Origin of the sequence: Sphingomonas sp. ACRSK (genome assembly GCF_022346685.1) — a bacterium.
Classification (GTDB): Bacteria; Pseudomonadota; Alphaproteobacteria; order Sphingomonadales; family Sphingomonadaceae; genus Sphingomonas; species Sphingomonas molluscorum.
This window is the reverse complement of the sequence record NZ_JAKRNR010000017.1, coordinates 1-12,209: the sequence shown is the minus strand read 5'-3', so window position 1 is coordinate 12,209 and position 12,209 is coordinate 1. Positions and strand designations below refer to the sequence as shown.

General features: G+C 69.5%; 7 protein-coding genes. All 7 read left to right on the top strand.

Annotated elements, in window-relative coordinates:
* The gene (locus MHZ35_RS10585) at positions 1–2,310 is read left to right on the top strand and encodes a S9 family peptidase (protein ID WP_239435564.1); all 2,310 of its coding nucleotides are present in this window, start codon (positions 1–3) and stop codon (positions 2,308–2,310) included.
* A 71-nt stretch (positions 2,311–2,381) separates the two neighbouring features.
* Positions 2,382–4,703 carry a GH92 family glycosyl hydrolase gene (locus MHZ35_RS10580; RefSeq protein ID WP_239435563.1) on the top strand — a complete coding sequence of 774 codons (2,322 nt, stop codon included), beginning with the start codon at positions 2,382–2,384 and terminating at the stop codon, positions 4,701–4,703.
* Complete coding sequence (locus tag MHZ35_RS10575) at positions 4,703–5,446, top strand: copper homeostasis protein CutC (protein ID WP_239435562.1); 744 nt, start codon at positions 4,703–4,705, stop codon at positions 5,444–5,446. The genes MHZ35_RS10580 and MHZ35_RS10575 overlap by 1 nt, the downstream gene beginning before the upstream one ends.
* A 40-nt stretch (positions 5,447–5,486) precedes the next feature.
* Positions 5,487–6,536 (top strand): SIS domain-containing protein, encoded by a 1,050-nt coding sequence (locus tag MHZ35_RS10570; RefSeq protein ID WP_239435561.1) that lies wholly within the window; start codon positions 5,487–5,489, stop codon positions 6,534–6,536.
* A complete protein-coding gene (gene nagA, locus MHZ35_RS10565) occupies positions 6,533–7,669 on the top strand; it encodes an N-acetylglucosamine-6-phosphate deacetylase (protein WP_239435560.1) in 1,137 nt (378 codons plus the stop codon). Before MHZ35_RS10570 ends, nagA begins: the two co-directional genes overlap by 4 nt.
* Positions 7,670–7,709: 40 nt before the next feature.
* A complete protein-coding gene (gene ptsP, locus MHZ35_RS10560; RefSeq protein WP_239435559.1) occupies positions 7,710–10,247 on the top strand; it encodes a phosphoenolpyruvate--protein phosphotransferase in 2,538 nt (845 codons plus the stop codon).
* Positions 10,244–11,956 carry an N-acetylglucosamine-specific PTS transporter subunit IIBC gene (nagE, locus tag MHZ35_RS10555; RefSeq protein ID WP_239435558.1) on the top strand — a complete coding sequence of 571 codons (1,713 nt, stop codon included), beginning with the start codon at positions 10,244–10,246 and terminating at the stop codon, positions 11,954–11,956. Before ptsP ends, nagE begins: the two co-directional genes overlap by 4 nt.
* Positions 11,957–12,209: the final 253 nt, after the last annotated feature.

Below are 12,209 nucleotides of genomic sequence, written 5' to 3'. Positions count from 1 at the left end.
ATGACCCTTTCCAAGCTGCTCGCCGGCGCTGCCCTTGCTGCGCTCGTCTCCCTGCCTGTGCCGGCGCTGGCGGAGGCGCCCGATCGTGCGGCGTTCGAACGCTCGATCGACCTGCGCGAAGACTGGATGACGCTGACGCGCGACGTGGCGGGCGAAGCCTCGTGGAGCCAGGACGGACGCCGCTTCGCCTATCGGAAGACGGTGGAGGGCGGCTTCGCCTTCGTGACGGTGGACGCGCAGACGCTTGCCAAGACGCCGTCGTTCGATGCGGTGCGGCTTGCCGCCACGCTCGGGCAAGCGATGGGCAGCAAGATGGATCCGCTGCGGCTGCCGTTCGAGAGCTTCACCTTTGACGAGGGCGCGACGATCCGCTTCACGATCGGCTATGAGCCGTGGCAGTGCGACCTGGCCACCTACCGCTGCGGAAAGCATGAAGCGGAGGATCGCAGCCGGCCGCGCGGCTTCGGCGTGGTGCGCGACCTGAGCGTGCCGGCCGATAATCACCCGCGGCGCTCGCCCGATGGGCAGTATGAGGCACTGGTGGTGGACGATAACGTCGTGGTGCGGAGCGCCGACGGCAGCAATGCGGTCGCGCTCAGCACGGACGGGACGCCGGGCGACTTCTACGATCCCGAGACGATCCGCTGGTCACCGGACTCGCGGCGGCTCGTCGCCTACCGTGTGCGGCCGGGATACCAGCGGCAGGTCACGCGCGTGGCGGCGGCGCCGCCGGACTCGCTCCAGCCGCAGGTGCGCACGCAGCTCTACCCCAAGCCCGGCGACACGGTGGACCAGGAGCGGCCGGTGCTGTTCGACGTCGCGGCGCGGCGGCGGATCGAGGTGCCGGACACGCTGTTCCCCAACCCCTATCAGCTCTCCGACGTCGAATGGCGCAAGGACGGCCGCAGCTTTGCGTTCGAGTATCTGCGCCGCGGCCACCAGCAGGCACGCGTGATCTCGGTCGATGCGGAGACCGGCGCGGCCCATGCGGCGGTGACGGAAGACACCGAGACCTTCTTCTACTGGGATCGGCGCTTCAGCCATGACGTGGGCGGGCTCGGACGCGAGATCCTGTGGACGTCGGAACGCGATGGCTGGAACCACCTCTATGTCATCGACGGCCGCACCGGTCGGGTGAAGAACCAGGTCACGCGCGGCGACTGGGTGGTGCGCGAGGTGGTCCATGTCGACGACGCCAAGCGGCAGATCTGGTTCGCGGCGAGCGGCATGCACCCGGGCAAGGACCCGTATTACAAGCACTACTTCCGGGTGGACTTCGACGGCCGCAACCTGGTGGCGCTGACTACTGCCGATGCGACGCACGAGGTGCGCTTTTCCCCCGACATGACGCGCTACGTCGACACCTATTCGCGCGTCGACCTGCCCAACGTCTCCGAACTGCACGACGCCCGCGACGGGCGGCTGATCGCGACGCTGGAGCGCGGCGACGTGAGCCGCCTCACGGCCGCCGGCTTCCGCCCGCCCGAGCCCTTCGTCGCCAAGGGCCGCGACGGCAAGACCGACATCTGGGGGCTGGTCGTGCGCCCGCGCGACTATGACCCGGCCAAGCGCTATCCGGTGATCGAGAACATCTACGCCGGCCCGCACGACAGCTTCGTGCCCAAGGCGTTCTGGCCGCTCGGCTATCATTCGGGCGGCGACAAGGTGATCGGCATGCAGGCGCAGGCGGACCTGGGTTTCATCGTCGTGCAGATCGACGGCATGGGCACCGCCAACCGGTCGAAGGCGTTCCATGACGTCGCCTGGAAGAACCTGGCGGACTCCGGCTTTCCCGATCGCATCGCGTGGCACAAGGCGCTGGCGGCCAAGGATCCGTCGTACGACATCGGGCGCGTCGGCATCTACGGCGCCTCGGCGGGCGGCCAGAGCACGTTGAACGCACTGCTGTTCCATCCCGACTTCTACAAGGCCGGCGTCGCCTATGCCGGCTGCTACGACAACCGCATGGACAAGATCAGCTGGAACGAACAGTGGCTCGGCTGGCCGGTGGACAAGAGCTATGCCGCTGCCTCCGGTGTGGATCATGCCGGCAAGCTCCAGGGCGAGCTGCTGATGATCGTCGGCGAGCAGGACAGCAACGTCGATCCAGCTTCGACCATGCAGGTCGCCGACGCGCTGATCCGCGCGGGCAAGGACTTCGAGCTGCTGGTGGTGCCGAACGAGGAGCATAGCGTCGGCCGGTCGACGGGACCGATCGACTATGTCCAGCGGCGCCAGTTCGACTTCTTCGTGCGGAAGCTGCGCCAAGAGCAGACGCCGAACTGGAACGCGAGCCAGCGCGCCGAGTAATTCGGCAAACGAATTGCGGAAACTTCGTCGCGGGCTCTTCCGTCCGGCTTCGTGCTGGTTACACTCGCGTCATGAACAGGCTCCGCACCCGCTTCGCCTCCGTTGCCGCGCTTGCGCTGGCAATGCCCATGCTGCTCGCCAACGGCTATGAGGATGTCGATCCCCGGATCGGCACGGGCGGCGAAGGCCACACCTTCCCCGGCGCGGTGGCGCCGTTCGGGATGGTGCAGCTGAGCCCGGACACCGACACGGGTTGCGAGATCCGCGAGTGCTACGGCCATGCCGCGGGCTATCGCTACGACGATCCGACGATCCAGGGCTTCTCGCACACGCACTTCTCGGGCGCCGGCCATTCGGACCTCGGCGACTTCCTGGTGATGCCGGTCGCGGGCGACGCGGTGCCGCTGGAGCCGGGCGATCCCAAGCAGCCGGGCTCGGGCTATCGGTCGCGATTCAGCCACGCGGACGAGGTGGCGCAGCCCGGCTATTATGCGGTGACGCTGACCGATCCGGGCGTGCGCGCGGAGATGACGGCGGGGACGCGCGTGGGCGTCCATCGCTATACCTTCGGCAAGGACAAGGCGGCGCACCTGCTGCTCGACCTGCGCAGCTCGCTCTACAATTATCCGGGCAAGATCCTGTGGTCGTCGCTGCGGATGCGGCCGGATGGTACGGTGACGGGCTCGCGCACGACACGCGGCTGGGCGGCCGGCCGGCAGCTTTATTTCGCGATGCGCTTCTCGGCACCGGTGAAGAGCCATGCCTTCGTCAGCACCGAGAAGGACGTGAAGTACAAGGGCTTCCAGGCACCGGGCCGCGGCAGCGACGCGCTGGCGGAGCGGAGCGGCCAGGCGCTGGTCGGGCGGCTCGACTTCGGCAACCTGGATGCACCGCTGGAGGTGAAGGTCGCGATCTCGTCGGTGGACGAGGCGGGTGCGATTGCCAACCTCGACAGCGAGAGCGGCGGGTTCGATGCGGTGCGCGCACAGACCCGCGGCGCCTGGGAGAAAGCGCTGTCGGCAGTCGAGATCGACGCGCCTGCCCCGATGCGGCGCAACCTCTATACCGCACTATATCACACGCTGATCGCCCCGTCGGTCGCGGGTGACGTCGACGGGCGTTATCGGGGCCCGGACAATGCGGTGCACAAGGCGGAGGGCTTCACCTTCCGGTCGACCTTTTCGCTGTGGGACACGTTCCGCGCCGAACATCCGCTTCTGACCCTGGTGGCGCCCGAGCAGGCGAACAGCGACATGGTGCGCTCGCTGATCGCCAGCCAGAAGGTGAGCCCCGACGGCATCCTGCCGGTGTGGGAGTTCCACGGGCGCGAGACCTGGACGATGATCGGCTATCACGCGGTGCCGGTGATCGCCGATGCCTACATGAAGGGTATCGGCGGCTTCGATGCGAACGAGGCGCTGGACGCGATGGTCGCGAGCGCGACCTATGCGCCCTATAGCGGCCTGGGCGACTATCAGAAGCTGGGCTATGTCGCGATCGACCGGGAGCCGGAGGCGGCGTCCAAGACGGTCGAATATGCGTACGACGACTGGACCATCGCGCGCATGGCCGAGAAGCTGGGCCGCACGGACGTGGCAAAGCGCTTCTATGCGCGCGCCGGCAACTGGCGGAACAGCTTCGACCCGAAGACCGGCTTCGTCCGCGCGCGCAAGAGCGACGGCGCGTTCCGCACGCCGTTTGATCCGACTGCGATCAACTATGGGTCCGACTACACCGAGGGCAACGCCTGGCAATACAGCTGGTTCGTGCCGCAGGACCAGGCGGCGCTGTTCCGCGCGCTGGGCGGCGATGCCAAGACCGTCGCCAAGCTCGATGCGATGTTCGAGTATGACAATTCCAAGCTCGACTACAGCCATGCCGAGGACATCGCCGGGCTGATCGGCCAGTACATCCACGGCAACGAGCCGAGCCACCACGTCGCCTATCTCTACGCCCATGCCGGTCAGCCGTGGCGGACGCAGGCGCGGCTGAAGCAGATCGTCGAAAGCCAGTACAAGCCGACGCCGGACGGCCTTTCGGGCAACGACGACCTGGGGCAGATGTCGGCATGGCTGATGTTCACCGGGCTCGGCTTCTATCCCGTCACGCCCGGCAGCCTGGAATATGTGATCGGGCGACCGTTCGTGGACCGGGCCGCGCTCAACCTGCCCAACGGCAAGCGCTTCACCGTCGTCACCGAGGGCCTGAGCGATGCCAACCTCTACGTCGGCAAGGTGCTGCTGAACGGTAAGCCGCTGCCGCGCACCTATCTGCGCCACGACGAGATCATGGCCGGCGGCGAGCTCCGCTTCGTGATGCAGGCGACGCCGAACCGTAGCTGGGGCAAGGCGGCGAACGCCCGGCCCTACTCGATGAGCACGGCGAAGCGCTGATGGGCTTGCTGGAAGTCTGCATCGACGAACCCGTGGGCATCGACGCCGCCGTCGCCGGCGGGGCCGACCGCATCGAGCTGTGTGCGGCGTTGTCGGTCGGGGGGCTGACCCCGCCCGCCTCGCTGGTCCGGCTGGCGGCGGAGGCACCCATCCCGGTACACCTGCTGGCCCGCCCGCGCGACGGCGACTTCTGCTACACCGCGGCGGAAGCGGCGCTGGTTGCAGAGGACATCAGCCTTGCCGCGCAGGCGGGCCTGGCGGGCGTGGTGATCGGCGCAAGCGCACCGGACCGGCGGCTCGACATCCCCTTGCTCGTCGAGCTGGCGGCGCACGCACGCGCGGCCGGCGAAGCACGCGGCCAGCGGCTTTCGCTGACGCTGCATCGCGCCTTCGACCTGTGCCCGGACCTTCCCGCCGCCCTGGAAGCAGCGGTGGAACTCGGGTTCGATCGGATCCTCACCTCGGGTGGGGAGCCGCGCGCCGTCGACGCGTTGCCGATGTTGGCCGAACTTCATCGCCGGGCGGACGGGCGCATCGGCATCCTGCCGGGCAGCGGGATCGATGCCGCGTGCGCGCCGGCGATCCTGGCGACCGGGGTCCGGGAACTCCACGCCTCCTGCCGGAGCCCCGGCGACGATGCCGGCGAGCTCGAGCGTCGTTTCGGGTTCCAGACGGGGCCACGGCTGCGGACCGACCCGGAGCGGGTGCGCCGTCTCAAGGAGATTGTCTCTCCGCTACGATAGGACCTTGAACAGTACCAATCTGTAACTTATCGTCCGCGGCATGGAACAAGGGGCAACGATGGTGGACGCGCGCGCCACCCTGATGGCAAGTGAAGCGCGCGAAGCCGCGGATGCGGTCCGCCGCCTGCTGGCCGACAATGCATCGACATTGACGGTGCTGGGCGAGACCTTGCGCGCGAACCCGCCCAAGGTGGTGGTGACGTGCGCGCGCGGATCGTCCGACCACGCCGCCACCTATGGCAAGTATCTGATCGAGACGCTGGTCGGGGTGCCCGTATCCTCGGCAGCGCCATCAGTGGCCAGCATCTTCACCGCGCCGGTCGCGCCGGGCGATTTCCTGTGCATCGCCACCTCGCAGAGCGGGCGCAGCCCCGACCTGCTGGAGACGGTACGGGCGCAGAAGGCGGCGGGCGCGCATGTGGTGGCGCTGGTCAACGACGAAGGCTCCCCGCTTGCAGGCCTGGCCGACACGCTGATCGGCCTCAAGGCCGGACCCGAGACGTCGGTCGCGGCGACCAAATCCTATATCGCCTCGCTCGCGGGGCTCGCCGCGATCGTCGCGGCTTGGAGCCAGGATGCGGCGCTGGGCGACGCGCTTGCGGCGCTGCCCGCCGGCTTGGAACGGGCGCGCGACCTCAACTGGAGTGCGGCCAAGGACGCGCTGGTGGATGCACGCAATCTGTTCGTGATCGGCCGCGGCTACAGCCTGGGCATCGCCCAGGAAGCGGCGCTTAAGTTCAAGGAAACCTGCGGCCTTCATGCCGAGGCGTTCAGCGCCGCGGAGGTGCGGCACGGGCCCATGGCGATCGTCGGCAAGGACTTCCCGGTGCTGGGCTTCGCCACCTCGGATGCCGCGGGCGACAGCGTGCGTGAGGCAGCGGTCGAGTTCGCCGGCCGGGACGCGCGCGTCTGCCTAGCCGATGCCCAGGCCGGGGAAGCGGCAACGCTTCCCGCGATCGCAGGCCATCCCGCGGTGGAGCCGATCCTGATGGTGCAGAGTTTTTACCTGATGACGAACGCGCTGGCGGTGGCCCGCGGCTTCGACCCGGATCGCCCGCAGCACCTGCGCAAGGTTACGGAAACGCGATGAGCACGATCCGCTTCGCCAACGGCCATGTCGTGACGGCAGCCGGCACCCTGGAGGGCGCGACCTTCAACCTGGAAGCAGGCCGGATCGTCGGGATCGACTCCGAGGCGCCCGCGGCGGAGCGCGAGATCGACCTGGCCGGCGGCTGGGTCGTGCCGGGTTTCATCGACGTGCAGGTGAACGGCGGCGGCGGTGTGCTGTTCAACGACGCGCCGACCGTCGAGGGTATCGATGCGATCGGCCGCGGCCATGCGCCGTTCGGCACCACGGGCTTCCTGCCGACGCTGATCAGCGACGTGCCCGAGGCGATCGCCCGCGCCCTGGACGCGACCGAGGAAGCGATCGCGGCCGGCGTGCCGGGGTGCGTGGGCGTCCACATCGAAGGCCCGATCATCAACGCCGCCCGCAAGGGCATCCACGACCCGGAGAAGTTCCGACGGCTGGACGACGGGCTGATCGAGCTGTTCACCCGCCCCCGCCTTGGCAAGGTGCTGCTGACGCTGGCACCAGAGATGGTGTCGCACGAGGACATCCGCCGCCTGGCCGCAGCGGGCGTGATCCTGAGCGTCGGCCACAGCGACGCCGACCACGACACGGTCGCCGCCGCATTCGCCGCCGGCATGACCGGTGTCACCCACCTCTACAATGCGATGTCACCGCTCAAGCACCGCGAGCCCGGCGTCGTGGGTGCGGCGCTGGACGATCAGAGCGTCTATTGCGGCATCATCGCGGACGGCTTCCACGTCCATGATGCGGCGCTGCGCATCGCCATGCGCGCGCACCCGCGCGACCGCTTCCTGCTGGTGACCGATGCGATGTCGTGCGTCGGCGCGAACGTCGACAGCTTCGTGCTGCACGGCCAGACCATCCGCGTCGAGAACGGCTGCTGCCTGGGCGCGGACGGGACGCTGGCCGGCTCCGCGCTGGACATGGCCGGGGCGTTCCGCCACGTCGTGAACCGCGTCGGGATGACCCCAGAGGAAGCCGCAGTCATGTCTGCCACCGCCCCTGCGGCATTCCTGGGCCTCTCGCACGATCGCGGCGCGCTCGCGCCCGGGCTGCGCGCGGACTGGGTCTGCCTCACCCACGACCTGCAGCCGGCAGGCACCTGGATCGCCGGCGCACCCATCGCCTGACCCCTTGGAGGACGCCCTGAGCACGACCACGCCGACCGAGATGATCGACGAACAGGCCGGGGGCTCCATCGTCCTTCACGCGCCGATGCAGGGCTGGCGCTGTGCGCTGGCAGAAATACCGGACCCCGTGTTTGCGCAGGGCATGCTTGGCGCGGGCGTGGGAATCGATCCCACCGGCGACACGGTGCACGCTCCCTGCGACGGGACCATCCGCGCCTTGCAGCCGACCGGCCATGCCGTGACGATCGCAGCGGCCGAAGGCGCCGAGGTGCTGATCCATGTCGGCGTCGATACGGTCGCCCTCGAGGGCCGCGGCTTCACACCGCTGGTCGCCGCCGGGGACCGCGTGCGCCGGGGCGACCCGCTGATCCGCTTCGACCTGGACCTGCTGGTCCAGGGGGCACCATCGGTGATCACGCCGGTGCTGCTGCTCGACAGCGATCGATACGCCGTGTCCCCGCTCGGGGAGACAGAGGGGCCGGTCGCGGTCGGGGATCCGATCTTCGCGCTCGTACCGCAGCAAGCCTCCGCAGCAGAAACGCCGGCTGCCTCTGAGGGCGAGGTGGTGGCGCGCGAACTGCAGCTGCCGCTGGCGCATGGCATCCATGCACGGCCGGCAGCCCGCATTCGCGAGACGGCGGTCCGCTTCTCCGCGGAACTCTCGGTGGTCAAGGGCGAGCGTAGCGCCAATGCGCGCAGCCCCGTCGCGCTGCTGACGCTCGGCGCACGACTGGGCGACCTCATCCGGATCGAAGCGCACGGCGCCGATGCGGAAGCGGCGGTGGACGCGATCGCGACCCTGATCGCGAGCGGAATGGGCGAGGCTGCGGACCCGCAGCAGGCACCTGCGGCGCCGCCGCAGCCGGCAGTGGCCCCTGCCCCGGCGTCGGTCATCTCCAGCGACGGCAGGCTGGCGGGCGTGACGGCTTCGCCGGGCCTTGCGATCGGCCACGCCCGCACGCTCCACCTCGCCGAGATCGAGATCGATCCCGCGGGCGTCGGCGCCGAGGAGGAGCAGGCACGGCTCGACCAGGCGCTGCGCACGCTCGGACGGCGGCTGGAGGGCGAGACGGCCACCGCCTCCGGCGCGCGGCGGTCTATCCTGGCCGCGCACCGCGCCATGCTGGAGGACGAGGGCCTCCGCGAGGCCGCAGCCGCTGCGATCGCGGCGGGCGCCAGCGCCGGCCAGGCATGGCGCACCTCGATCCGGCCGCAGGCAGAAGCACTGCGCGCCACGGGCGACGCACATCTGGCGGAGCGCGCGGACGACATGCGCGACCTGGAGCGGCGCATCCTGTCGCTGCTGATGGGGGTCGAGGACGCGCCGATCGCCTTCCCGCCCGACACGATCCTGCTGGCCGAGGACCTGCTGCCGTCGCAGCTGATGGCGCTCGATCCCGCGAATGTCGTCGGCTTCTGCGTCGAGAAGGGCGGGCCGACGTCCCACGTCGCCATCCTGGCAGCGAGCATGGGATTGCCTGCGCTGGTCGCCATGGGGCCGGCGCTGCACGAGATCACGGAAGGATCGATGCTGATCCTGGACGCCGATGCGGCCTCGCTCCAGATCGGGCCGGACGCCGCCACGCTGGCGAAGGCGCACGCGCTCGTCGCCGAGCGGCACGCGCGGCGCATGGAGGCGCAGGCGAACGCCGCCGCGCCCTGCCACATGGCGGGCGGTGAGCGCATCGAGGTGTTCGCCAACCTTGGCTCGCGCGCGGATGCCGATGTGGCGGTCGCGAACGGTGCCGAGGGCTGCGGCCTGCTGAGGACCGAATTCCTGTTCCTGGAGCGCGAGACCGCGCCCTCGCTGGCGGAGCAGACGGCAGAATATCAGGCGATCGCCGACGCGCTGGGTGGCCGCTCGCTGATCGTGCGGCTGCTCGACATCGGCGGCGACAAGCCTGCACCCTATCTGCCGATCCCGGCGGAGGAGAACCCCGCGCTCGGCCTGCGCGGCATCCGCGTCGGCTTTGCCCATCCGCAGTTGCTGGAAGACCAGATCCGCGCGATCCTGCGGGTGCAGCCGATCGGCCAGTGCCGCATCATGGTGCCGATGATCGCGTCGATCGACGAGCTGCGCCGGGTGCGCGAGGTCGTCGACCGGGTGCGCGCCGAACTGGGTATCAGCGACCCGGTCAGCGTTGGTGTGATGATTGAGACGCCCGCCGCTGCCGTCACTGCCGACCTGCTCGCGCGGGAGGCGGATTTCCTGTCGGTCGGCACCAACGACCTCACCCAATACGCGCTGGCGATGGATCGCGGGAACCCGGCGGTCGCAGGCGCGATCGACGGCCTACATCCTGCCGTGCTGCGCATGATCGCCGAGACCTGCCGCGGCGCGGCACGCCACGATCGCTGGACGGGCGTATGCGGCGGCCTCGCCTCCGACCTGCTCGCCGTGCCGATCCTGATTGGGTTGGGCGTCACCGAACTGTCCGCGACCGCGGCACTGGTGCCCGAGATCAAGGCGCTGGTCGCCAGCCTCTCCATGGACGCCTGCCGCGCCCATGCCGCCGCCGCGCTCCAGTGCGGATCGGCGGCCGAAGTCCGCATCCTCGCCCGGGAGTTCCGCGCATGAAGTCGATCCTGGAAGCGCTGCAGCCGCTCGGCCGCGCGCTGATGCTGCCGATCGCGGTGCTGCCGGTGGCGGGGCTGCTGCTCCGCCTGGGCCAGCCCGACCTGCTCGACATCGCGTTCCTGAGCGCGGCCGGCGACGCGCTGTTCTCGCATCTGGGCCTGCTGTTCGCGATCGGCGTGGCCACCGGCTATGCCCGGGACGGCAATGGCGCGGCGTGCCTTGCCGGCATCGTCTGCTTCCTGGTGGCGACCGAGGCGGCCAAGGTGCTGCTGATCGTGCCGGGCGACGTGACCCAGGGCATGGAAGCGGCCACCGCAGAGATCGCGAGCGCGGCCTGGAAGGCCAAGGCGATCGCGCGGCTCGACGTGCCGATCGGCATTCTCTCCGGCCTCGTCGGCGGGATCTTCTACAATCGCTTCTCGGGCATCAAGCTGCCGGAATATCTCGCCTTCTTCGGCGGGCGGCGGTTCGTGCCGATCGTGAGCGGAGTCGCGGGACTGGTGCTGGCGGTGATCGTCGGCACGAGCTTCCAGGCGCTGAGCAGCGGCATCGACACGATGGGCCACGGCATCGCCAATGCCGGCGGCGTGGGCCTGTTCCTCTTCGGCCTTTTCAACCGGCTGCTGCTGGTGACCGGGCTGCACCACATCCTGAACAACGTCTTCTGGTTCGTGCTGGGCGACTTCGAGGGCGCGAACGGCGACCTGCGGCGCTTCTTTGCTGGCGACCCCACCGCGGGCAGCTTCATGGCTGGCTTCTTCCCGGTCATGATGTTCGGCCTGCCGGCAGCGTGCCTCGCCATGTACCGCACGGCGCTGCCCGAGCGGCGCAAGGCGGTGGGCGGCATGTTGTTCAGCCTGGCGCTCACCTCGATGCTGACGGGCGTGACCGAGCCGATCGAGTTCAGCTTCATGTTCCTGGCACCAGTGCTCTACGCGGTGCACGCGGTGCTGACCGGCCTGTCGATGGCGCTGATGGACGTGCTGGGCGTGAAGCTGGGCTTCGGCTTTTCGGCGGGGTTCTTCGATTATGCGCTGAACTACGGCAAATCGACCCGGCCGCTGATGCTGATCCCGGTGGGGCTCGTCTATTTCGCCCTGTACTATGGCATCTTCAGCTTCGTCATCCGCCGGTTCGACCTGAAGACACCGGGCCGGGAGCCGGAGGTGCCGGGCGCCACGGCGATTGCGCCGGTCGCGGCAGGCGGACGGGGCGCGGCGTTCGCGCAGGCGCTGGGCGGTGCCGCTAATCTCCGCGAGGTCGGCGCCTGCACCACGCGGCTGCGGCTGATCGTCGTCGATCAGGCGAAGGTCGACGAGCCTACGCTGAAGGCGCTGGGCGCGCGGGGCGTGATCCGGCCGTCGGACAAGGCGGTACAGGTGGTGCTGGGGCCGATTGCGGACGTAGTCGCGGTCGAGATCCGCGACGCGCTGGCGATGCCGATCGCGCTTGCCCCCACCGAGGCGGCAGTCGCCGAGGCCGGCGACGCGCGGCTGGCGCCGGCGCTGGTCGCCGCGCTGGGTGGCGCGGAGAACGTCTGCGCAGTCAGCGTGCACGGCAACCGTATCCGGGTGGAGCTGGCCGAGAACGGCGGCACGGAGCAGGCGGCGCTGGCGGCGCTTGGCGTGCGCGCGGTCGCGCTGCCGGCCGAGGGCGTTGCGCACCTGGTCGTTGCGCCGGGCAAGCTGGACGTGCTGCTTGCGCGCTGAGGTTCGCCGAACCGTCTAAGGGGCGGCGCCGCGATCGCGGAGCCGCCCCTTTTGTAGCCGTCGAAGATCGGGTGCCGGTCCGCCCCCTCCGTGCTCCTGCGAAGGCAGGAGCCCAGGGTCTTCAGACGCACCAGCTGGACACCCGCAAAAACCGCGTATTTTGAAGCGGTCCGTCCGGCGAGGACATTGTTCGATGTTGCGGGACCATGATGGGCGCGCTGTCAGTCTCCTTCCGGCGGTATTTCGGGCTGTG